We start from the raw sequence: 24,651 nt of genomic DNA on the forward strand, positions 1-24,651 counted from the left end.
ATGAAATTTCTAAATAAGTATATGATGATAGGTGCTGCTGCCCTGACCTTGAGTCTGGGTATGACCTCATGCACCGACTATTTGGACAAAGCCCCCGAATCAGATATCTCGGATACTGATGCCTATAAGGATTTCCATAACTTCCAGGGCTTTGTAGAGGAATTATACTATTGCCAGCCTGATCCTACCAACGGTTACTGGACCAACTCTTGGAACTGGGGTGAGGATGAGATTATGAACATCAACATCAACTATCACATGTGTTACAAGGTTGACCAGGGTGATTTCTGGGGATGGCAGAGTCAGTTCGATGGATGGCAGTCTGGTTGGATGGATCGTTCAAGCAATGAGACAACCAGTGCTAATGGCCCTGACCGTTTCAAGCACTCTATGTGGCCTTTGGCATGGTATGGTATCCGCAAGGCTAACATGGGTATCGAGAATCTGGATAAGATTACTGCTACCAAGGAAGAGAAGGACCTGATTGCCGGTCAGCTCTACTTCTTCCGTGGTTGGTTCCACTTCATGCTGATGCAGTATTTCGGTGGTCTGCCTTATATCGATTCTGTACTGCCTGCCGGTGAGAAGCTGACTTTGCCTCGTCTCTCTTATGCCGAGTGCGCAGAGAAGGCTGCTGCCGACTTCCGTAAGGCTGCTGATATGCTGCCTGTTGACTGGGATAAGACTACTGTAGGACGTGTGACTGCCGGTAAGAACCAGTTGCGTGTAACTAAGATTGCTGCACTCGGATACTTAGGTAAGGACCTGTTGTGGGCTGCCAGCCCTCTGATGAACGAGGAGTCAACAGGCTCTGCCACTTATAATAAGGATTTTGCCAAGCGTGCTGCTGAGGCATTCGGTGAGCTGCTGAGCATTGTCGATGGTGGCAATACTCAGTTCGGTCTGATTCCATTCGATGAATACTCTCAGAACTTCGTGACCATGGACGGTTCAGGTAAGATGCCTGGACAGACCAAGGATAACTCTATTACCGAAGCTATCTTCCGTGGACCTACCTATGGTTCTGGTTGGGGATGCTCAGCCTGGGGACAGGCGAAGTGCTATGGTGGTATGGACATCAACGACAGTGGCGTTACCTTCATGCCAACAGCCAACTATGTGAACTACTATGGTATGGCTAACGGTCTGCCTCTGGATGATAACGATTCTAAGTTTGATAAGACACATCCTTGGAAGGATCGTGACCCACGTTTCTATCACGACATCAAGTATGATGGCTGTCAGATGATTGAAAAGGAGGATGATGGCTTTAAGGATTGGCGTTATGCTGATATGCAGACCAACGGTAAGTACCGTGATGAGTTCCGCGGAACCCGTACAGGTTACTTCAACTACAAGTTTGTCTCTACCAAGTGTAACAAGGTGGATGATGGTTATGGTTGGTCACCACAGATCCACATGCATATCCCCTGGATGCGTCTGGCTGATGTTTACCTGATGTATGCTGAGGCTGTTGCCGAGGCTACTGGTAGCGCTACACAGTCTGTTAACTGTCGTCTGTCGGCTGTTGATGCTGTCAACAAGGTGCGCGAGCGTGCCGGTGTGGCAGGTGTTGCTAATAAGAACATCAACTCACTCGATAACTTTATGAGCGAGGTTCGTCGTGAGCGTGCCGTTGAGCTCTCATTCGAGGGACACCGTTTCAATGACTTGCGTCGTTGGCTGCTCTTGGATAAGTATCCTTATAATGTGAAGACTTCTCAGGAATTCCTGCGTGTAGGCGATATGAATCTGGAGGATCCAACTCAGAATACTGTTGCTGGTTGGAGCGAGAAGCAGATCCTGAAGCGTAATTTCTCTAAGAAGCACTACTGGTTGCCACTTAAGAAGTCGGATACAACTCTTTATCCTGAGTTTGGACAGAATCCAGGATGGTAATAATATCAATACTATTATTTATAAGATCATTGATTTATGAAATATATATTTAGAAATATGGCACTTGGTGTGGCTCTGTTGCCTGTGGCAGCAGTGGCACAGACTGAGACGGCTAATACCGACTCTGTGGCAAACCAGGTGAATGTAGCCTTCCGCACAGTCAACGAGGCTGATCTGATGGGAGGTGTTTCAACGGTCAACATGTTAGAGCATGCCCAAAAGAACTATACTACCTATAGTCTTGATGGTATGGATGCTCTGGTTGGCGGTTACAACGGACAGCTCTGGAATCAGGGTGAAGCCTTGGTTCTCGTTGATGGTGTTCCCCGTGATGCCAACAACGTACTGCCCACCGAGATTGAGCAGATCACCTTCCTGAAGGCCGCTTCGGCTGTGGTGCTCTACGGTAGCCGCGCTGCTAAAGGTGTAATCCTGATTACCACCAAGCATGGTCGTAACGACGGTCTGCAGGTAAACGTTCGTGGTAATGCTTCGCTCTATGTCCCCAAGAGCTACCCCAAGTATCTGGGCTCAGCTGCTTACATGGACCTGTATAACGAAGCCTTGCAGAACGATGGTAAGGATCCCGTTTACTCTGAGGATGATATCTATCACTATGCCTCTAATGAGAATCCCTACCGTTATCCAAACATCAACTTCTTTGATGGCCAGTATGTCAAGAAGACCTATCAGCGCTACGACGGTACCGCCGAGTTCTCTGGTGGTGGTCGTCTGGCACACTTCTATGCCAATATCGGTTTGTCGAATGTTGGTAGCCTGATGAACTTCGGTGAGGGTAAGGACAATCATACCACTCGTCTGAATGTGCGTGGTAACATCGACCTGCGTCTGAATGACTGGATTGACGGTTATGTAAACGCCAATGCAACATTCTATGATGCTCGCAACGATAACAGTAACTTCTGGAGCGAGTCGGCTTCAATGCGTCCTACCAGCCAGTATCCTTTGGTACCGCTGATTCCTATCTCATATATTGAGGAAGGCGATGCTGAGTCGCTGAAGACTATTCAGAACTCTAACTATATCATCGATGGTCAGTATTTCCTGGGTGGTACCCAGTCGCAGCAGACCAACCCCTTCGCTGCAATGTATGTTGCAGGTTACAATAAGTACACCTCTCGTCAGATGCAGTTTGATATGGGCATGAACTTTGATTTGAAGAGCATTCTGAAAGGCTTGAAGTTCAAGACAAAGTTCGCTGTTGACTATCACACAGAGTATAATACCTCTATCAATAACGACTATGCTACTTACGAGGCTAAGTGGAACAATTATTCTGGTAAGGATATGATCACTTCGCTGACAAAGTATGGAACTGATAAGCGCACAGGTACACAGAACCTGAGCGGTAGCCACGACCAGCAGCTCATCATGATGCAGGCTCAGTTGGATTATGACCGTTCGTTCGGTAATCATAACCTCAACACCACCCTGTTGGCTCACGGTTATCAGATCAGTAAGGATGGTGAGTATCACCGTACCAGCAATGCCAACCTCGGCTTGCAGATTGCTTATAACTATGCTCACACCTATTATGCTGACCTGTCGATGGCTGCTATTCATTCTGCTAAGTTGGCAGAAGGTCATCGTGAGGCTATCTCTCCAGTACTCTCACTGGGCTGGCGCTTGAAGAATGAGAGCTTCCTCCGTGATGTGAAGGCCGTTGATGACTTGAAGCTGACAGCTTCGTATGGTATCATCAATCAGGACCTCGACATCGAGAAGTTCTATATGTACGACTATAACTTCACAGCTTCTGGAACATGGTGGGGATGGAATGAGTCAGCAAACTCTATGCAGACCAGCGATTCTCAGAAGGGTGCTAACTACGACCTTGGTTTCATCAAGCGTAAGGAGTTCCGTGCAGGTCTGACCGGTTCTCTGTGGCAGGGTGCCTTGAAGTTCGATGCCAACTTCTTCACCGTAGAGACAAATGGTCTGCTGACAACAGCTTCAACAGTTTACCCAAGCTATTTCCAGACTTACTGGCCTGTTTCTACCTTCTTGGCTAACACCAACTACAACAATCAGCGTCGTACTGGTGTTGACCTGACCTTGAACGTACATCAGAAGTTCGGTGAGCTGGATACTAACCTCGGTGTATCGGCTATGTACTATACTTCGAAGAACACCAAGTGGGACGAGAACGTAGAGTACGACTGGCTGAAGGCTGAGGGACAGAGCATCGAGGCTATGCGTGGTTACGAGTGCCTTGGCTTCTTCAAGGATGCTGACGATGTAGCCAACTCTGCTAAGATCAATAACAACACCAAGCCTGGCGACCTGAAGTATAAGGACCAGAATGGTGACGGTATCATCGACTCTAAGGACCAGGTGGTTATCGGTAAGTGGACTGCTCCCTTCCAGATGGGTGTACACTTCACCGCTAAGTATAAGAACTTCACCCTCTTTGCTCAGGGAACAGGTGTTTTCGGTGGCAATGGTCTGAAGAATAATAAATATATGTGGGTATATGGTGACGGTAAGTACTCTGAGGTTGTCCTGAACCGTTGGACTCCTGAGACAGCATCTACTGCTACTTATCCTCGTCTGACCACAGAAGGTGGTGACTTGAACTTCGTTGCTTCTGATTTCTGGAAGTACTCTACTTCTGCATTCCGTCTGAACAAGGTGCAGCTGACTTACGATCTGCCTCAGTCACTGTTCTCTGGCAATTCTTTCCTGAAGGGTGCTTCTGTATATGTAAGCGGTAGCAACCTGCTGACCATTGCCAAGGAGCGCAAGTACATGGAACTGAGTGTAGGTTCTGCTCCTCAGACACGCATGTATAATCTTGGTGTGAAGGTTAATCTCTAAAAGATAATGTTGAATATGAAAAAGATTTTTAATATATTGACTCTGGCCGCTGTATCGGTTGCTTTCACATCATGTGACGACTTGTTCGAGCCTGCTATTGAGAATAACCTCGGTCTGGAGTATATGTATAACAACCCTCAGTACGCTGAAGGTGTATTGGGTAATGCTTATACCCGTATCCCCTGCGCTGACTTCCCATTCAGCGAGGTGGCTACCGACGATGCTGTGAGCAATGACGCAGATAACAGCTGGCGTAAGATTGCTTCAGGTACCTGGACATCGGATAACAACCCCTCAGAGCGTTGGCGCAACTGCCGCTCTGCCATCATGTATATCAATCTGTTCCTGGCTAATGCCGACAAGGTAGACTGGGCTAAGGATGAGATGGCTTCTCGTATGTTTAACGACCGTGAGAAGGGTGAGGCCTATGGTATGCGTGCCATGTATATGTACTATCTTCTGCAGGCCCATGGTGGTCTGACTACCGACGGTCAGTTGCTGGGTGTGCCCATCGTGACTGAGCCTGAGGATGCAAGCAGCGAATTCAATGTGCCACGTAATACATTCGCTGAGTGTATGAAGGCTATCTATGATGACTGCGACCGTGCGCTGGCACTGTTGCCTACCAACTATCAGGATATTACAAATGCCAGTCAGATTCCTGCTAAGTATCAGGGTGCCAATGTTGGTCAGTACAACCGTGTATTCGGTTCTCACTTCCAGCTCCGTATGTCGGGTGCTATTGTTGAGGCCTTCCGTTCAAAGGCTGCGCTCTTGGCTGCCAGCCCTGCATTCGAGAAGTCGGGTGCTACGATGGCTGAGGCTGCCGACTATGCCGCTGTTGTACTGGACCGTATCGGCGGTGTTGCAGGTATGGACCCCAAGGGTTGGACCTGGTACTGCAATGCTGAGATTGACGCGCTTGCTGATGGTGAGCTGCCAAAGGAGGTGCTCTGGCGTGGTGAGGTAGAGAAGAGCGGTAGCAACGACCGCGAGGCTGATATGTTCCCCCCATCACTCTATGGTAAGGGCCGTATCAATCCTACCCAGAATTTCGTAGATGCTTTCCCCATGGCTAATGGTTATCCTATCGACAACGCTAACAGCGAGTATAACGCTGCTGATCCTTATGCAGGTCGTGATCCTCGTCTGGCTGCCTATGTGGTTTATGATGGAAATGTGGCAGGTCATAATAAAACAACCATCAACACCACAGTGGATGATGCTACTAACCGTGACGGTCTGAACAACGTGGTTGGTTCTTCTACCCGTACAGGTTACTACATGCGTAAACTGTTGCGTCAGGATATCAATCTCGATCCTTCATCAAAGACCACACAGAAGCACTACAATGCTCGTATCCGCTTCACAGAGATCTTCCTGAACTATGCTGAGGCTGCTAATGAGGCTTGGGGCCCCACTGGTAAGGGTAGTCACAACTATAGCGCTTATGATATCATCAAGGCCCTGCACGATCGTGCCGGTGTAGGTAACGACTATCTGGAAAGCATCAAGAACGATAAGGATAAAATGCGCGAGCTGATCCGTAACGAGCGCCGTATTGAGCTGAGTTTCGAGGGCTTCCGTTTCTGGGATCTCCGTCGTTGGAAGGCTAACCTGACAGAGCCTGCCAAGGGTATTAGCATCAAGACTGTTGGTGGTAAGAAAACTTACACCGCTATTGAGGTTGATCAGCGTAACTATAAGGATTATATGATCTATGGTCCTGTGCCTTACTCTGAGATGCTGAAGTTCAACAGCCTGCAGCAGAACCAGGGATGGTAATAATAAAACAATGTAAAACTAAAAAGAAAAAGTAAAAATGAAACGAATATATGCATTCATTTGTGGGATCTGCGCGCTGAGTGCTTTCACATCATGCGAAAACAAGGAGGTAGAGTTTGATGACTTTGAGTATCAGACAGTCTACTTTGCCAAGCAGAGTCCTATCAGAACGATTGTGTTGGGTGACAATGTCTATTCAACAGAACTCGACAATCAGCACCAGTTCGAAATCTATGCTACCGTAGGTGGTGTGTGGAAGAACCGTCAGGATCGTGCCATTCAGGTGGCTGTCGACAACTCTCTGGTAGAAGGTAAGACTTTCGAGGATGGAACACCTATTCAGGCTCTGCCCGAGGATTATTATCAGCTGCTGAGCAATACGCTGACTATTCCTGCTGGAAAAGTTCAGGGTGCTGTCAAGGTACAGCTGACTGACAAGTTCTTTGCTGATGCTAAGGCTACAAGTCTGAATTATGTACTGCCTCTGCGCATAGTCAGCGCCAAGGACTCTGTACTCGAGGACAAGGACTATATTCTGTATGGTTTGAAGTTTATCAATAAGTACACAGGCGCATGGATCAGCCACGGTACTGATGAGATCGATCTGAACGGTGCGAAGTCAACCGAAAAGCGTGAGGCTGAGTACCTGGAGCAGAACGAGATCCGTTACCTTACCACAGAGGGCCTGTTTGTATGTAACTATACAGTTTCCACAAACGTGGAAGTTCTCAGACCAAAGGAGGTGGAAGAGAATGGCGTAAAGAAGATTGTATACGAAAAGACCATCGAGACATTGCCCTGCGTTTTGAAGTTGACTTTTGATGATGCAGACAACTGCGTTGCTGAGGTTATTTCTGACAAGTGTTCAGGCGCTGGCTCTGGAAAGTGGACTTGGAAGAGTGCCAAGAATGCTTGGGGAGGCAAGGATCGCGATGAGATCGCTCTGAACTATACTATAGACTATGAGTACATGGACTACGTGAACGAAAACGGTGAATGGAAAACAGTACAGCGTCATAAGATTGTGAAGAGTGCTGATACGCTGGTGATGCGTGATCGTCAGACCAAACTCGAAACTTTCGTAGTAAAATAAAAAAATAATTCCGAAAGATTATGAAACGTAATATTTCAAATATCATATGTGGTGTTGTAGCCGTCTGCGGTCTCGCTTCATGTGCAGATACAGACATCATCAACATCTTCAAGGATAAGACTAAGAATCTGAAGGACTATGAGTACCTGAATGATTACGATGCACTTAAAACATATGCTAACCCTAAGGCCTCTCCCAATTTCAAGTTGGGAGTAGCCTTGGAGGCTGGCGACTATAATGCCAACGGTCTTGTTACCCGTCTGGCTAATGCCAACTTCATGGAGTTGACAGCCGGAAATGCCATGAAGATGGCTTCTTGCGTTGATGGTTCTAATGGTAGTATGAATTTTGAGACTGTACAGTCTTTCTTGGCTAATGCAGAGAATAATGGTATGTCTGTTTATGGACATACATTGGCTTGGCATGCCCAACAGCCCAAGAAATGGTTGGAGAGTCTGATGGCGGATAAGGATCTTCCTGTAGACCCCAATGCCTCAAATAATTTCTTGAAGATAAGCACTCCATCAGCAACGAATGTATCTTATGGCTGGCAGATTTATTATGTACTTCCTACTCCATTGGTAAAGGGAAAGACTTACCATCTGAAGATGCGTGCAAAGGCAAAGAATCCTTTTAAGATGGGTTTTTGGCCATATAAGGACGGAGGAGCAACTATGTATCTTGCAGACCCTGAGGTTCCTAATGAATGGGGAGATTTGTCATGGGACTTTACTGCATCTGATGATCTTGAGCAACTTCAGTGGGCAATAGGTTTCCTTGAGGGAGAACTCTGTTTTGACGACATCAAACTGGTGGAAGATGGTTCGGATATTAACCTCGTGGAAAATGGAAACTTCAATGCTGAGTCGACCAAAGGCTGGCGTAAGAATAGTTGGCATGGTGATTTAAATTATGACATTGATCATGAAGGTGCAGGTCCTCAGCAGTTCCAAGTTGAGGTTAAACGCAGATGTATTGAGGTTAAAACTGGTGCCAAGCAAAAGGAAACTTGGGATAATCAGTTCTGGATTATGACTAATCATACTTTTGCAGAAGGAGAGTCATGGGAGATATCATTTGATTGTCGTGCAAACAAGCGTGCAAAGGCATCTACTCAGGTTCATCAAGGTGCAGGCGCTTATAAGCACTGGCAGGGTATTGGTGATGTGAATTTTACACTAAAGTGGGAAACTTTCACTGCTAATGGAACTTTTGACAAAGATCAGGCTGGTGGTCGTTCTATCGCTTTTAATCTTAGTGAACTTGCTGATGCAACAGAGTATTATTTTGATAATATCAGTTTCAAAGTAAACGGTCATGAGCTTATTACAAATGGAGATTGTGAGGGCGCTGATGCTTCTTGTTTCATAGCAAAGGTTAATCAAGGTGCTGATGCAGGTAAGTTTCTGGCAGCCACAATTGTAGACAAGTATAAGGAAACTCGCGAGGGAAATTCTATTCCTTTGACAGATGAAGAAAAGAAGGATACACTGATTTTTGCCATGGATAAGTGGATCGAAGGTATGATGACTGCTTGTGAGGGTAAAGTGAAGACTTGGGATGTTGTAAATGAGGCTTTGGCTGATGGTTTCCCCGATGCAGAGGGTATTTATGCTTTGAAGCATGCTGATCAGTTCAAACCTGCAGAATTGGCTGATAAATTCTTCTGGCAGGATTACATGGGCGATCTCGACTATGTTCGTACAGCCGTTAAGCTGGCTCGTAAATATGGTCCAGAGGACGTGAAACTCTTCATCAACGATTACAACCTTGAGGCCGTTTGGGATCAGAACAACAAGGCTAAGAGCCTGGTGGCTTGGATTAAGCGTTGGGAGGCTGACGGCGAGACCAAGATTGATGGTATCGGTAGTCAGATGCACGTAACCTGCAGCATGAATGCCGACAAGCAGAAGGCTAATGAAGAGGCTGTTGTTAACATGCTGAACATTCTGGCCGATAGCAAGAAGCTGGTTAAGATCTCTGAGCTCGATATGGGCTGTGAGGATGAGGCCGGCGACGCTATTAAGACCGAGAACATGACCGAGGAGCAGCACAAGGCTATGGCTGCTTACTACAAGTTCATCATCGAAAAGTACTTTGAGATTATTCCTGCCGACCAGCAGTATGGTATCTGCCAGTGGTGCATCACCGACGCTCCTGCCAATTCAGGATGGCGTAAGGGTGAGCCTGTAGGTCTTTGGGATCTCGACTATAGCCGTAAGCATACCTATGGCGGATTCGCCGATGGTTTGCAGGGCAAATGATATTGTTTGTCTATGAACAGACAATTTTAGAACTTTACATTGTTTTGGGGGCCTGGGCTTGTGAAAGTCCAGGCTTTTTTCTTGGTGGATTCAATAAAAATGTGTAATTTTGCAGGGTTTTTGGAAAGATTGGTTTTATGAAGTCGGAATACATCACCAGATATCTCCAGATGGTAGCCAAAAAGAACTGGGTTTTGTCAGTTTTTCTTGGCACTTTTGTCTTCTTATTCTGGGGAGGATATCTGCCCCATGCACTGTCCTATGCAGAGCAATATCAGCTGTTTTTGTGGACACCAGACTATCTACTGGATTGCCTGAACCATCCCGCAGGATTGGTCGAATGGCTCGAAACATGCCTGGTGCAGTTTTATTACCTGCCGTGGTTGGGGGCTATGATTCTGGCTTTACTTTTTATCGGCTATCAGCGAATGGTGGCAAGCTGGTTAAAAGCAGAGTCCTTTCTGCTGAGTTTCATTCCTACCATTTTTCTCTTTTGGGCCATGGGCGATCTGGATGTGCTGCTTTCATTCCCTATCGCTATGATAGTAGCTATGGCGGTGGCTAAGATCCGTTTGGCTAATCGTTGGTTGGATATCTGTAAGGAACTGGTCCTGGTGCCTCTGACTTATTGGCTGATTGGTCCTATGGCTTGGCTGTATGTGGCACTGCGAATCGTTGTGGATTACAAGCGTTTTGCTTGGTTGCCTATATGGTTGCTGGCCGTACAACTGCTACTGTGGCATACGGTACTCGCGCAGGTGCCCTTGCAGTCGGTGATAGGCTCCATGGGCTATTATCGCAGTCCGTCGATGGTGCCGATGTTATGGATTGTACCCTTATCGGTGCTGTTATGTGTACTGGCCGACAGATTCCGTCTTACTCAGGTTGTCAAGTGGCCTGTTCAGGCTGTTGCCGTTGTGGTGTTAGGCTGGTTGGCTGTAACGCGTGGCTATGCCGACGAACGGTATGAGCTGGTTTGGCAGGATTATCAGATCAGGAACGAGCATTGGGATGACATCATTCAGCGGGCAGAGCAGAAGACGGTGGAAACAGCATTCTGGTCGAACAGTGTTAACCTGGCATTGGCAGAGCGCCGACAGTTGGCCGACCATATGTTCGACTTCTATCAGAGTGGTATCGATGCCTTGTTGATGAACATGGTGCGCAATCCCTTCTCGAATATCCCTGCTGCCGAGGCTTTCTTCCGTCTGGGAATGGTGAATTCGGCTCAGCGTTATATGTTCGATATGCAGGAGTCGATCAATAACGGTCGGAAGAGCGGCCGTTTCACCCAGCGCATAGCTGAGTGTTATATCATCAATGGAAAATACAATCTTGCCAGGAAGCATCTGGCACTCTTGAAGCATAGCCTGTTTTATAGCGGCTGGGCTGAGGAGGCAGAGACCTATCTGGGACAGGAGGAGAAGATTGCCCAACACCCTGTATGGGGCAGACTGCGTCAGATACGTCAGCATCAGGATTTCCTGTTCTATTATCCTGAGATGGCTTCGATGTTAGGCAGCCTGTTTAATGGCAACAGATCGAATACGATGGCTCTGGATTATTTTGTGGCGCAGGTGTTGCTGAATGGTGATGCGCCAACTTTCCAGCAGGCACTGCCCTGGGTGCAGCAATATGGTGGTTATATGCAGATGCCTCGTGGCTATCAGGATGCGATGAACTGCATCCAGCGCCAAGGCCAAGTGCCAGCTTCGCCGTATGCAGCCTTTATCAGTAGGATGTTAGCGAAAGCACAGGAACAACAAAACAACAATGTGTATGAAACGGCTCATTAATCATATTTCTATCGTTCTGGCAGCAATCGGCTGTCTGGTTGTATTGGAGGGCTGTCGCCATCAGGTGGAACATGCGGTGCAGGTACACCAAACGCCTGCCATCTATCCTGACTATGCAGGCGTCACCATCCCCGCCGATATTGCTCCTTTGAATTTCAACTTCGTGGGTGGCGATATGGATCTGTTGGATGTCACGGTGCGTGGCTCCAAGGGAGGTGAGCTGCATGTACAAGGTGAGTGGGCCGATTTTGAGATTGAAGCCTGGCAGCAGCTGACCCAGCAGAACGTAGGAGGAGAGTTGCTCTTTACTGTTTGTGTGGAGCGCGATGGGCAGTGGACACAGTATGATGATTTCAAGGTCTATGTGAGCAAGCAGCCCTTAGAGGACTATGGCTTAACCTATCGCCGCATACCGCCAGGCTATGAGGTGGGTGGCGCTAACATCGGCATCTACCAGCGTGATCTGCATAGCTTCGACGAGACAGCTATCCTGAAGGTGAGCGCTGTTTACGGACATTGTATCAACTGCCATACAGCTAATCAGGCCGATCCTTCCACGCTGACCATGCAGTTGCGTGGCGAAGGCGGTGGCACCTTGGTGCAGAAGAATGGTGTACAACAATGGCTGAACACCCGTACTGATTCGACCAAGGCGGCTGGTAGCTATGCCTACTGGCATCCGTCGGGGCGTTATTGTGCCTATGCTGTGAATTCGGTACATCAGAATTTCCATGTGGGTACCGAGAAGCGTATTGAGGCTTATCACCGTTTCAGTGATCTGATTCTCTTGGATACTCAGACCAACCAACTGATACTCTCGCCTTTGTTGCAGACCGAGGATCAGGAGATATTCCCAGCTTTCTCGCCCGAAGGTAAGTATCTGTATTACAGCACTTCGAAACCATGTAATCTGCCCGCAGAGTACGAGCAGGTGAAGTGTAGTATCTGCCGAATCGCCTTTGATGAGAAGACGGGTGCTTTCGGCAACGAGGTTGATACGCTGGTAAATACTACGGCTACCGGTAAGAGCTATACACTGGTTCGTCCCTCGTATGATGGGCGTTGGCTGATGTTCTGTGTGAGCGACCATAGTAACTTTCCCGTATTCCAGAATGATGCCGACTTGTGGCTGATGGATCTGAAAACAGGCGGGATGCGTGAACTGAAAGAGGTGAACAGCCAGCAGACGGAGAGTTTCCATAACTGGAGTTCCAACAGTCACTGGTTCGTATTCTCGTCGAAACGCGAGAATGGCGAATATGCCCAACTCTATCTGGCCTCGATCGATGAACAAGGACGCGTGACAAAGCCCTTCTTATTGCCACAGCGTCATCCCAAGAAGTATTACGATGAGTTGTTTGACTCGTATAATGTGCCCGACTTCACAAAGACACCTGTCAGTCTGGATGCACACGAGGTTCATAGACAGGTGTTTGATGGCAAACGACAGCAAGTAACTATTAGATAACTGAGTGACATGATGAAAAAGAATTGGAAACTATATCTGACAGCCCTCTTTGGTATAGCGGTGTTCTGCTTCTGGGGGTATGTACGACCGGAAGTAGTGTTGGAACGTGAGTCTTTTCAGCTGTTCCTCTATCAGGACGATTATCTGATGGAACGGTTGGCAGTACCTGGAGGTCTGGCACGTTATGTTGGGGAGTTCCTGGTGCAGTTCTTTCGTTTCGTAACGCTGGGAGCCTTGTTCTCTGCTATCCTGTTGGTTGCCATTCAACAGGTTTTCGGTGTGTTGCTGAAACGTTGTCTGCCTGCTGTCAGCGAGAAGATTCTTTTTCCCATATCATTCTTGCCCTCAATGGTGCTATGTTATCTGTTGTGCAATCTGGATTTCTCCATGACATTGCCTGCAGGTCTTCTGCTGACATTGTTACTGATGTTGTTATTGCCTCATCGGAAAGTGGCGGCCTTGATGGTATCGTGTCTGCTGGTGCCAATAGGCTACTGGCTGGCAGGACCTGTCATCGTACTGCTACCGTTATATCATCTCAGATGGCTTTCCGTTCCTCACAGCAGGATAGCTGTTACAGCGCAGACTTCGGCTATGGGCCTGTTGTTGCTGGCATGTATCATCGGTAGTTCATATCTCGTGCCGTATTCTTTGGAGAATCTGTTCAAAGGATTGGACTACCAGATGATTCAGCGAGGCAAGTATGGCACCGATGAGGAGATGGTGTACGACCGTCTTCTGCGTATGAAAGACTGGACTGGGATTGTCAGGAAGTCGAACGAACAGGAGCCGCAGTCGTTGGCTTGCAAAAACGTGGTACGTTTGGCTAAGTATTACCTGAAGCAGATATCCAGTGATGATCTGAAAGAGAATCTGTTGCATACTTACGAGGTGCTGACCAGTGGCATGGCGGCTATGATGATGAGCGATGTCTATCTTCACATGGGTTTCCCGAATATCTCGCAGCGTGCTGCCTTCGAGGTGCTGGAGAGTACTTCGAACTATAATATGAGCGGTCGCGAACTGTCGCGACTGGTAGAGACAAGCCTGATTACAGGGCAGTATGAAGTAGCGTTGAAATACATCTCCTTGTTGGAGTCGACCTTGTTCTATCGTAACTGGGCTAAGCAGATGCGGGAGCTGGCTACGCATCCCGAAACAATCAAGCAGGTGCCGTTCTATGGTCCGTTGCAGGATATCTATGGTCAGACAGTTGATGTGAATTTCTTTTAGATGAATAGTGATATGAAGAAGATAAACAGATGGGCTTTGATGACTTTGCTGGCACTGCTCGTGTCGGCATGTAGTCTGCATCCTGAGCATGTGCAGCAGGTGAACCAGCAGCCTGCTATCTATCCGGATTATATCGGAGTAACGGTGCCTGTGGATATCGCACCGCTGAATTTCTCGATGGCTGATGATGCCTTTACCGATATCTATGTAGATGTGAAAGGTGAAAAAGGAGGTTCGATACATGCGGAGGGTGCCTTTGCTGATTTTGACATCGATGCGTGGCATCAACTGTTGAAGGCCAACAAGGGCAGCCGTTTGCAGGTATCTGTGACGGCACGTAAAGAGGGCATATGGTATCAGTATCATGACTTTACCATCGAGGTCAGTCCGAATCCGCTTGATGAGTGGGGCGTTACCTATCGCCGTATTGCTCCCAGCTATGCACTCTATGGACATATGGGGCTTTATCAGCGTTGTCTCTCCGACTTTACGGAAACCGCTATGCTGGAGAACTCGCAGGTCCACGGCCAATGCATGAACTGCCATACGGCTAATCGCAGCAATCCTGACCAGTATGTGTTCCATGTCAGAGGCGAGCATGGTGCCACCGTGGTTCATCAGCATGGAAAGGATGAACTTCTCAAGGCGCGTAACGACAGTCTTGGTGGCTCAATGGTCTATCCCTACTGGCATCCCAGTGGCCGCTATTGTGCTTTCTCGACCAATAAAACGGCACAGATGTTTCATACCGGCAACAACAAACGTATAGAAGTATTCGACAGCTCGTCGGATGTGTTTGTCTATGATATGGAGCGCCATGAGGTTCTCAAAGATACGCTTATCATGACATCGGCGTGGGCGGAAAACACGCCAGCTTTCTCGCCCGATGGCAAGTGGCTCTATTTTACTACTACCCGATGTGGCGACTATCCCAAGGGCTATCAGCAGGTGAAGTACAGTCTTTGTCGTGTGGCTTTTGACGAGAAAACCGGTAAGATCGGCGCAGTGGTGGATACACTGGTGAATGCCGACAAGACTGGCAAGAGTGTGACGTGGCCTCGACCTTCGTATGATGGCAAGTACCTGATGTACACCCAGCTGGACTATGGCTACTTCTCGGTATGGCACCCGGAAGCCGATCTCTATCTGCTTGATCTTCAGACTGGTGCGACAAGCCCTATGGCGGAAGTGAACAGCATGCGTTCGGAGAGTCTGCATAACTGGAGCAGAAACAGTCGCTGGTTTTTGTTCACCAGTCGTCGCGATGATGGCTTGTACACACGTCTTTATTTCTCGTCTATCGATGAAAAGGGACGACTTACTAAACCATTCCTGTTGCCGCAACGTAATCCCAAACAGTATTATCGTCGTTTGATGTACTCGTATAATACCCCCGATTTCACATCGGCACCGGTGAAAACAGATGCCCGTGAGATGGGACGAAAGATTGAAAGTAATAAACGTAGGGAATAACCCCCTACGTTTATAGCCGATGTATATCTTGTTGATAATCAGTTGTAAGCCTAATATCATAATGTAACGTTTCGCAAAGAAAATGATACATTTCCAAAACGCAGTGTCGTGTTTTTGATGTATCTTTGCAGCAGAAAACTTATAAAACGGTAAAAAGAATGATCAAGACAACAAAAACTTTAGCAGCTGCCATGCTGCTAACTACGAGCGCGATGGCACAGAACCCCTTCGTGCAGACGTGGTACACCAGCGACCCAGCACCATTGGTACATAACGGAACAATGTATGTGTACACTGGGCATGATGAGGATAACGCCGACTTCTTCTGGATGCAGGAGTGGCGTGTGTATTCTACTCAGGATATGGTAAACTGGCAGGACCATGGTTCGCCATTAGCCTTGGAGACCTTCTCATGGGCCGACGATCGTGCCTGGGCCGGGCAGACCATCGAGCGCGATGGAAAGTTCTATTGGTATATCTGCGCTCATTCCAGGATATCGAATGGCATGGCCATCGGCGTGGCAGTGAGCGACAGTCCTACTGGTCCTTTCAAGGATGCCTTGGGTAAGCCCTTGTTCGAGAATGGCTCGTGGGATCATATCGACCCCACGGTAATGATCGACGATGACGGACAGGCTTGGCTGATGTGGGGAAATCCACAGTGCTACTACCTGAAGCTGAACCGCGACATGATTTCGTATAGCGGTGAATTGGGCAAACTGCCTATGACGGAAGAAGCCTTCGGCGGTCCGATGATGAAGGAGCGCGAGAAGGGTAAGACATATAAAGATAGTTATGTAGAAGGCCCTTGGCTCACCAAGCGCAATGGCACGTATCAGCTGTTGTATGCTGCTGGCGGTGTGCCCGAGCATATCTCGTACAGCACGGCGCCATCGCCCTTAGGACCATGGAAGTATGCCGGTGAGATTATGCCATTGTGCGATACCAACTCGTTTACTAACCACTGCGGTGTTGCCGACTTCAAGGGGCATAGCTATTTCTTCTACCACACCGGTAAGTTGCCCAAGGGCGGCGGATTCGGTCGTAGTGTGGCTGTCGAGGAGTTTAAATACAATGCCGATGGCAGCTTCCCGAAGATCATGCCTACCGATGCAGGTGTGAAGCCTGTTGCTGTGTTTAACCCTTATCGTAAGGTTGAGGCCGAGACGATGGCTTTCTCAAAGGGCGTTAAGACTGAGCAGAACGACGAAGTGGGCGTATATGTCAGCGATATACACAATGGCGATTATATTAAACTGCAGAACGTGGCGTTTGCCAATAAGTATCCACGTACTTTCACGGCCCGTGTGGCCAGCGGACTGCGTGGTGGACAGATTGAGATTCATCTCGATAGTATCGGTGGCAGATGTCTGGGTACACTGAATGTGCCTAGTACAGGTGGCTGGGAGAAATGGCAGACCATTACCGTTGATCTGGACTATTCAACCCTTACCGATATCGATGCACCTACACGTACCATCTCTGGCTTGAATCTGCCTGCAACAGCCGACGTATATCTGGTGTTCAAAGGCCGTAAGGGACCGAAACTCTTTAATTTCGACTGGTGGGAGATGCGTGGACTGGAGCAGGTGAACATGCCATTATTCCAGACCAAGTATACCGCCGACCCCTCACCACTGGTAGTGGGAGACACCTTGTTCCTCTATACTTCGCACGATGCTTCGCCTGAGGATATCCCCGATGTAAACGAGAAGAGCTCGGCTGGTTTCTTTATGTATGACTGGCTGTTGTGGAGCACAACTGATATGGTGAACTGGACTGAGCATGGCGCTGTGGCTTCGCTGAAGGATTTCCCTTGGCGTGGTCGTGAGAACGGAGCCTGGGCCATCCAGACCGTAGAACGTAATGGGAAATATTACCTCTATGCCCCGTTGCATGGTCATGGTATCGGTGTGCTGGAGGCAGACTCGCCTTATGGTCCCTTCAAGGATCCCCTTGGAAAACCACTGGTTTGGAATCAGGAGAACTGGTATGATATCGATCCATCGGTTTATACCGACGATGACGGTCAGGCCTATATGTACTGGGGAAACCCACATACCTTCTGGGCTAAGTTAGGTCAGGACATGACTTCGCTCACCAGCGAGGTACACCAGTTGCCGCACATCCCCAACTATCAGGAGGGGCCTTGGTTCTACAAGCGTAATGGTCATTATTATCTTGGTTTCGCATCAACTTGCTGTCCTGAGGCTTTAGGCTATGCTATGAGCGACAGTCCTACCGGTCCTTGGGAGTGGAAAGGCTATATTATGAAGCCAACCCAGCGCGACCGTGGTAATCACCCTGGTATCGTAGATTATAAAGGTCACTCGTATGTATTCGGTCAGAACTACGACCTGATGCATCTGGAGACTTTCGTTCACCACGAGCGTCGTTCGGTGTCAGCTCAGGAGATTACCTACAATGCTGATGGTACTATCCAGGAGATTCCTTACTGGTTAGACCAGCAGCCTATGAAACAGCTACACTGGCTGAATCCTTATCAGCGTGTAGAGGCTGAGACCATGGCTTGGGGCTTCGGGCTGAAGAGTGCCAAGATGGGTATCGAGAATACAGGTGTAGTGGCTGATATGCCTACCTCGACAGGTAAGAAGAATATGTATATCTTCGATATCAACGATGGCGAGTACATCAAGTTGCGTGGTGTTGACTTCGGTAGTAAGGGCGCTAAGCAGTTCCAGATGGTAGCTGCTGCCAATGGTACCACGACCATCACCCTGCGTCTGGACAGCAACAACGGTCCCGTGATAGGTACCGTGACCATCGGTAAGACCGGTTCGGTTGAGAAGTATCGTGCCTTCAGCGGCAAGGTGAAGAATGCAACAGGTGTTCACGACCTGTATCTCTGTTTCGGTAAGACCAGTGGCGATGTACGTCTGGACTACTGGCAGTTTAAATAGGGTGTAAGATTGAATTACTTAAAATGAGAAAAACGATTATAACACTTTGTATGATGCTCGCCGGCATGGGCGTGCAGGCTGAAGTGGATCCACATTTCTATATCTATCTTTGTTTTGGTCAGTCAAACATGGAGGGCAATGCCCAGTGGGAATCACCGGCTGATGATGTTGTGGACCCGCGTTTCCAGATGTTGGCTACCACCAACTTTACTAATCTTCAAAGAACAATGGGCAATTGGTACACAGCCAGTTGCCCCATTGTGAGTCCTACGGGTAAGTTAGGTATGAGCGACTATTTCGGTCGCACCATGGTGGCTGCGTTGCCTCAGGATACCAAAGTAGGTGTGGTGGCTGTGGCTATGGGTGGTAGTCCTATCGAGATGTTCGATAAGGATGAATATCAGCAGACACTGACAGAAAATCCTGATGCATGGTGGGCTACCCTGTCGAATATGCATTATGGCGGAAATCCTTATGGACGACTGATAGAGATGGCGAAGAAAGCCCAGCAGGTAGGTGTCATCAAAGGCATCCTGCTACATCAGGGCTGTTCGAACTGTGGCGATCCTAACTGGCCCAATAAGGTGAAGAAGATTTATCAGGACATGCTGACTGACTTAGGATTGCAGGCTGCTGATGTACCTCTGTTTGTGGGTGAGACCGAACAGGCCGACATGGGTGGAGGATGTGCTGGACACAACGCTGTGGTGGCACAGATTCCAACAGTCATCCCCACAGGACATGTGGTAAGCTCGGTAGGTATTCCTGGTAATGGTGATGATGCCTGGCATTTCTCTGCTGCCGGCTATCGCACATTCGGAAAGCGTTATGCCTATGAGGCCCTGAAGGTATTAGGACTTCAGGCTCAGAAGGCTACCGACTATACGATGCCTGATAATATGAAGAACCTGACGACCTTAAAGACGTTAGAGAATCCTGGCGATCTGCAAATCAGGATAGGCGGTAGCAAGGCACTGACCATCTGGGGAGAGTTTGCTGATGGCCATCGAGAGAATCTGACCAATGAGGTGACCTTTAGCAGCACCGACTTTACTATTACAAATGGTGTGGTAAGTGGCACCGTAGCTAAGAAAGGTGTGATAACAGTTAGCTATACCGACTTTATGGGTACGCTGCAACAGATGGCTGTCAACGTGGAGGTTTCAGACAAAGGCCCTAACCATGTATTGGTAGTAGATAATGGTACGGCAGGCAGTAACCCGTGGGACAAGCAGTTGCACTGCACCTTGACAACGCCGATGACGACAGGTAAGACCTATGTGGTGAAAGCGCGCATCAAGGCTGATAATCCTGGCGACTGTGCATTATGGCCCCTGTGGACTGCAAGTCCGGAGCGTGATGATTGGAATAACAGTAAGGCCGTGCAATATGAGGCCAGCTATCAGCTGACTTCGGAGTTCAAGGAGTTTACCTGGGAATTCAATGCTAATTATACCATCGACCGTCTTCAGTTTGCTTTCGGTAAAATCGGTGGTCAGGTGTATTTTGATGATGTGACCTGTGAGGAAAAAGGCGGCAGCACCGAGTTGGTTCCTAATGGAGGCTTCGAATCGGATAATATCGCTGACTGGGCGGTGATTGGCTATATGGGACAGACGATGACTATCGGTGAATTTGAATTGACCTCAGAAATCAGTCGTCCTCGCATCCGGAAAGCCGAGGCTACTTGCTACGATCTGAATGGCTGTGCCGTGAAGAACCCTCGCAAGGGACTCTATATCAAAGATGGCAAGAAAGTGTTTATAAAAAACTGAGCAATAACAATCAAAACTAAAAACTTATGAAAACAAAAACCGTAATCTCGTTGCTGCTGACCTGTTGCTTGCAGGCAAACGCAGGCACTATCTGTCATGAGGATGGCACGGTGACATTTCAGTACAAGAACGACCAGGCCAAAGAGGTGCTGGTAGATGTACAGTTTGCCGGGCGCAAGCCAATGCAGAAAGATGCCAAGACGGGGCTCTGGACCGTAACCTTAGGTCCAGCGGCTCCTGACATGTATCCCTATTGCTTCATCGTTGACGGAGTGAGTATCATGGACCCGGACAATCCACAGTATTTCCCCAACGAGGGGTTTAAGAACAGTCTGCTGGAAATCAAATCGAAAGACGGACTGCCTCATGATATCAAAGACGTGCCCCATGGCAGCATGGAGTATATCCATTATTACTCAAAGAGCTTAGGTGGCACGAATACTGCCATTGTCTATCTGCCACCCAACTACATGATGAACCGCGAGAAGAAATATCCCGTGTTCTATCTGATTAGTGGTACTACCGATACTGAAGAAGTCTATTATAAGGTAGGACGTGTGAACTATATTCTCGACAATCTGTTGGCTCAGAAGGCAGCCAAGGAAATGATTATCGTGTTGCCTTATGGTAATCCAACCAAACTGTTGGCTGCAGCTGCTGCCAACGGGGCGCCACAGACTCGTTTCGGAGGCGATGTGTTCAGTAAGGACCTAATCAACGACTTGATGCCCTATATCGAAAAGAACTATCGCACCATCAACAATAAGGAGCATCGTGCCATTGGCGGTTTCTCACGTGGTGGCAACCAGGCGCTGTTCAACGGACTGAGCCATCTCGATAAGTTCTCGTATCTGTGCAGCTATAGCTCGTTTACGTCAACTGATATTGCTGGTGTCTACGATCAGGCAGAGGACACCAACAAGAAGATCCGTCTGTTCTGGTTGGGTGTAGGTACCGATGATTTTCTGTATGGCAATGCTCGTGACTATATGGAATTCCTCGACACCAAGGGAATCCGTAGTGTGAAGGAGTTTACCAATGATAAGTTCGGTCATACTTGGATGAATGCCAAGTATTTCCTGACCAAGACCTTGCCACTGCTTTTCAACAAGAAAGCCTCAGAGGAAGCTATGAAGAACGGTGAGCCAGCTCCTGCCAAGACAGGTAAGGAACAGCAGTTTACGGCTGGTGTGATGGCGCGACTCTTCCCCCGTCCCATCATCTCGCCGGAATATACTGAAGATGGTATCATCTTCCGTTTCAAGGCACCTCATGCCAAGAAGGTAGAACTGGAGTGCGAGATGTTGCCAAAGAACATGACTATGGAGCGCGACAGTGATGGCGTATGGAGTGTGAAGATGAATGAGTACCTGTTTGATACCTTCAAGTATTGTTTCGTTGTTGACGATATGCAGGTGACCGATCCCAGCAATATGTACATATCGCCTGATGCTGGCTTCAAATACAGTGTTGCTGATAATCCCAAATCACCCTTTAACTTTGCCTCGCAAGGTGAGATAGAACATGGTCGTGTGGGTTATGACCTCCAGAGAGATATGGCTATCTATATCTCGCCCAAGATGCAGATGGGCGTGTTGCCTGCTTTCATTCAGTTGGTAGCGCCTGAGAGCGAGTCGGTTGAGAGTTGGTTCAAGGTGGGCGGCGCCGATGCCATAACTGATAGACTGATAGCTGATGACCATGCGAAACCTTGCATGATTACTGTGAGTAAGACCGATCTGAGTCAACAGATGGGAGGGATGCGGATGCCTGGCATGAGGATGAATGTGTTGAAGGCTGACGATTATCCTACATGGACCCAGCGCCGACGTGCATTGGTGAAGCTACTGCTTGAAGTGAAGAAACAACCCGATCCTCAGTTCCCCGGAATGGGAGGCGGATTTGGTGGTGGTCCTGATATGCAATAAAATAAAAACAGAATGAGAATAGTTAATAAAAAGTTTTTCTCTACCATCGTGATGCTGACTATCGGCATGACGATGGTAGCACAGCAGATAGAGGTGAAGTATGTTGCCCCAAATGCTGTACGTGTGCAATGTGGTAGTAAGAGTCAGCTGCCTGATTGGATCTATGTGAAACATGACCAGTTGAAGCAGGCTGATGTGAAGGTTAAGGTGAGAGGACACGAGGTGACCATCCAGAATCAGGCAGGAAAGACCGTGTTCCGTGCCACTAATCATCAGTGGCAGTCAGGTGTAGCTACGCTTACCATCCATTCGCCAAAGGATGAATGCCTGTTCGGACTTGGACAGTTCCAGGATGGCTACAGCAACGTGCGTGGCCTCTCACGTCGACTCACTCAGGTGAACACGCAGATCAGTATTCCTATGCTCATCTCGAACAAGGGCTATGGCATTCTGTGGAATAATTACGGCCTAACGGAGTTTAATCCCAGCGATCAGAGCGTCAAACTGGTAAAGCGTGCTGGTGCAGGAGAAAAGGAGGTGGTGGATGTAACCTCGACAGAAGGAGGTAAGCGTGAAGTCAGAGAGCGTCATATCTTCGAGGCTGCCATTGATATCAGCGTGACAGGCGACTACGCCTTGTTGTTGGATGTTGGTCAGAAGATGGCACGTCGCCATAATCTGACGATTGACGGACAACCAGTGATAGAGATGCAGAACCTCTGGTTGCCGCCTACAGCTTCGAAGATTGTACACTTGGAGAAAGGGCGTCATCATTTATCTGCCGAACTGACTAAGGATGATCATCCTGTACTCTATTATCATCAGGTGAAGGATGAAACGGTGTTCCGTTCACCTGTAGCCGATGCTGTGGACTATACTGTGTTTGTGGGGACACCCGATGAGATTATTGCTACCTATCGTCAGCTCACTGGTGAGTGCCCGCAGATGCCGGATTGGGCGTTGGGGTATATCCACTGCAGGGAGCGTTTCCATTCTTCGGATGAGATTCTGCAGACTGCCAACCGTTTTCGTCAAGAGCAGTTGCCTGTGAGCGTGATGGTACAGGACTGGCAGTATTGGGGTAAATACGGGTGGAACTCGATGCAGTTTGATGAGGAGTTCTATCCTGATCCCAAAGCGTTGACCGACAGTCTGCACCAGATGGGTATGAAGCTAATGGTGAGTGTGTGGTCGAAGATAGACAGACACTCGGAAGTGGGACATCAGATGGAGGCTGATGGTCACTATATCCCAGGTACCGATTGGATTGACTTCTTCAGTCCAGATGCTGCAGAGGCTTATTGGAAGAACTTCAAGGAGCGTCTGTTGCCTTTAGGTATTGATGCCTGGTGGCAGGATGCTACCGAACCAGAGAATGATGACCTGGCAGGACGTCGTGTGAACAAAGGGCAATGGTCGGGTGAGCAGGTGAGAAACGTCTATCCGCTACTGGTCAACAAAACGGTGTGCGAAGGATTGAGACTGGCGGGCAAGGAACCGATGATTCTTACTCGTTGTGGTTTCGCGGGTATCCAGCGTTATGGCTCTGCCATGTGGAGTGGTGATGTAGGTAATGACTGGGAGACTTTCCGAAGACAGATTACCGCTGGCTTGGGTATGCAGGCTGCCGGCATTCCTTGGTGGACCTATGATGCTGGTGGATTCTTCCGTCCGCAAAACCAGTACACTGACAGCGGCTATATCGAGCGGATGCTACGCTGGATTGAGACCAGTGTCTATCTGCCATTGATGCGTGTACATGGTTATATGAGTAATACCGAACCCTGGAATTATGGACCAGAGGCTCAAGAAGTGATTGCAGCCTGTCTGAAAGAACGCTATCGTCTCATGCCTTATATTAAGCAATGTGCACGACAAGTATCTGAGCGAGGCGGTACCTTGATGCGACCGCTGGTGTTCGACTTTACTAATGATGCCGAGGCACTCAAACAGAAATATGAATATATGTTCGGACCAGCCCTGCTCATCAGTCCTGTGACAGAACCCGGTGTGACTATTTGGCGTACCTATCTGCCAAAGCATGAGGGTGGTTGGTACGACTATCGTACAGGTCAGCATTATGATGGCGGACAGTATGTCAACACCACAGTGACTAAGGCCTATATCCCTGTGTTTATCCGTGCTGGATTTCAACTTCCTAAATAAACAATAACAAAA

13 protein-coding genes and 1 pseudogene are annotated in these 24,651 nt (G+C 48.4%); all 14 read left to right on the forward strand.

The window, feature by feature from the left end; genetic code table 11:
• Window positions 1-1,899, forward strand: a complete 1,899-nt coding sequence (locus T495_RS0103835) for a RagB/SusD family nutrient uptake outer membrane protein (protein WP_033147626.1) — start codon at window positions 1-3, stop codon at window positions 1,897-1,899.
• Between the two features lie 36 nt (window positions 1,900-1,935).
• Window positions 1,936-4,737, forward strand: a complete 2,802-nt coding sequence (locus tag T495_RS0103840; RefSeq protein ID WP_033147627.1) for a SusC/RagA family TonB-linked outer membrane protein — start codon at window positions 1,936-1,938, stop codon at window positions 4,735-4,737.
• Window positions 4,738-4,752: 15 nt separating this feature from the next.
• A complete protein-coding gene (locus T495_RS0103845; protein ID WP_033147720.1) occupies window positions 4,753-6,522 on the forward strand; it encodes a RagB/SusD family nutrient uptake outer membrane protein in 1,770 nt (589 codons plus the stop codon).
• A 37-nt stretch (window positions 6,523-6,559) separates the two neighbouring features.
• Complete coding sequence (locus T495_RS0103850; RefSeq protein WP_051651836.1) at window positions 6,560-7,615, forward strand: DUF5627 domain-containing protein; 1,056 nt, start codon at window positions 6,560-6,562, stop codon at window positions 7,613-7,615.
• 20 nt (window positions 7,616-7,635) lie between these two features.
• The gene (locus T495_RS0103855; protein WP_033147628.1) at window positions 7,636-9,879 is read left to right on the forward strand and encodes an endo-1,4-beta-xylanase; all 2,244 of its coding nucleotides are present in this window, start codon (window positions 7,636-7,638) and stop codon (window positions 9,877-9,879) included.
• Window positions 9,880-10,016: 137 nt separating this feature from the next.
• Entirely contained in the window at window positions 10,017-11,675 is a 1,659-nt protein-coding gene (locus T495_RS0103860) for a DUF6057 family protein (RefSeq protein ID WP_033147629.1), read from the forward strand.
• Window positions 11,659-13,143, forward strand: coding sequence for a PD40 domain-containing protein (locus T495_RS0103865; protein ID WP_033147630.1), 1,485 nt, complete (start codon window positions 11,659-11,661; stop codon window positions 13,141-13,143). Before T495_RS0103860 ends, T495_RS0103865 begins: the two co-directional genes overlap by 17 nt.
• 9 nt (window positions 13,144-13,152) lie before the next feature.
• Window positions 13,153-14,376 carry a DUF6057 family protein gene (locus T495_RS0103870; RefSeq protein WP_033147631.1) on the forward strand — a complete coding sequence of 408 codons (1,224 nt, stop codon included), beginning with the start codon at window positions 13,153-13,155 and terminating at the stop codon, window positions 14,374-14,376.
• A gap of 12 nt (window positions 14,377-14,388) precedes the next feature.
• Window positions 14,389-15,849, forward strand: a complete 1,461-nt coding sequence (locus tag T495_RS0103875) for a PD40 domain-containing protein (RefSeq protein ID WP_033147722.1) — start codon at window positions 14,389-14,391, stop codon at window positions 15,847-15,849.
• Between the two features lie 212 nt (window positions 15,850-16,061).
• Window positions 16,062-17,363 (forward strand): annotated as a pseudogene (locus T495_RS0103880) (glycoside hydrolase family 43 protein); the annotation flags it as partial.
• 81 nt (window positions 17,364-17,444) lie between these two features.
• Window positions 17,445-18,770 carry a family 43 glycosylhydrolase gene (locus T495_RS15520; protein ID WP_081773201.1) on the forward strand — a complete coding sequence of 442 codons (1,326 nt, stop codon included), beginning with the start codon at window positions 17,445-17,447 and terminating at the stop codon, window positions 18,768-18,770.
• Window positions 18,771-18,793: 23 nt separating this feature from the next.
• Window positions 18,794-20,545 (forward strand): sialate O-acetylesterase, encoded by a 1,752-nt coding sequence (locus T495_RS15525; protein WP_081832001.1) that lies wholly within the window; start codon window positions 18,794-18,796, stop codon window positions 20,543-20,545.
• A gap of 26 nt (window positions 20,546-20,571) precedes the next feature.
• The gene (locus tag T495_RS15070) at window positions 20,572-22,473 is read left to right on the forward strand and encodes an alpha/beta hydrolase-fold protein (RefSeq protein ID WP_051651837.1); all 1,902 of its coding nucleotides are present in this window, start codon (window positions 20,572-20,574) and stop codon (window positions 22,471-22,473) included.
• A gap of 12 nt (window positions 22,474-22,485) precedes the next feature.
• Window positions 22,486-24,639, forward strand: coding sequence for a TIM-barrel domain-containing protein (locus T495_RS0103900; protein WP_033147632.1), 2,154 nt, complete (start codon window positions 22,486-22,488; stop codon window positions 24,637-24,639).
• The last annotated feature ends 12 nt before the right edge of the window (window positions 24,640-24,651 follow it).

Origin of the sequence: Prevotella sp. P6B1, assembly GCF_000702825.1 — a bacterium.
Classification (GTDB): domain Bacteria; phylum Bacteroidota; class Bacteroidia; order Bacteroidales; family Bacteroidaceae; genus Prevotella.

Bases quoted from the DNA above. Each gene is read 5' to 3' on its own strand.
- T495_RS0103835 (WP_033147626.1), top strand. From the start codon at position 1: ATGAAATTTCTAAATAAGTATATGATGATAGGTGCTGCTGCCCTGACC.
- T495_RS0103840 (WP_033147627.1), top strand. From the start codon at position 1,936: ATGAAATATATATTTAGAAATATGGCACTTGGTGTGGCTCTGTTGCCT.
- T495_RS0103845 (WP_033147720.1), top strand. From the start codon at position 4,753: ATGAAAAAGATTTTTAATATATTGACTCTGGCCGCTGTATCGGTTGCT.
- T495_RS0103850 (WP_051651836.1), top strand. From the start codon at position 6,560: ATGAAACGAATATATGCATTCATTTGTGGGATCTGCGCGCTGAGTGCT.
- T495_RS0103855 (WP_033147628.1), top strand. From the start codon at position 7,636: ATGAAACGTAATATTTCAAATATCATATGTGGTGTTGTAGCCGTCTGC.
- T495_RS0103860 (WP_033147629.1), top strand. From the start codon at position 10,017: ATGAAGTCGGAATACATCACCAGATATCTCCAGATGGTAGCCAAAAAG.
- T495_RS0103865 (WP_033147630.1), top strand. From the start codon at position 11,659: ATGAAACGGCTCATTAATCATATTTCTATCGTTCTGGCAGCAATCGGC.
- T495_RS0103870 (WP_033147631.1), top strand. From the start codon at position 13,153: ATGATGAAAAAGAATTGGAAACTATATCTGACAGCCCTCTTTGGTATA.
- T495_RS0103875 (WP_033147722.1), top strand. From the start codon at position 14,389: ATGAAGAAGATAAACAGATGGGCTTTGATGACTTTGCTGGCACTGCTC.
- T495_RS15520 (WP_081773201.1), top strand. From the start codon at position 17,445: ATGCCATTATTCCAGACCAAGTATACCGCCGACCCCTCACCACTGGTA.
- T495_RS15525 (WP_081832001.1), top strand. From the start codon at position 18,794: ATGAGAAAAACGATTATAACACTTTGTATGATGCTCGCCGGCATGGGC.
- T495_RS15070 (WP_051651837.1), top strand. From the start codon at position 20,572: ATGAAAACAAAAACCGTAATCTCGTTGCTGCTGACCTGTTGCTTGCAG.
- T495_RS0103900 (WP_033147632.1), top strand. From the start codon at position 22,486: ATGAGAATAGTTAATAAAAAGTTTTTCTCTACCATCGTGATGCTGACT.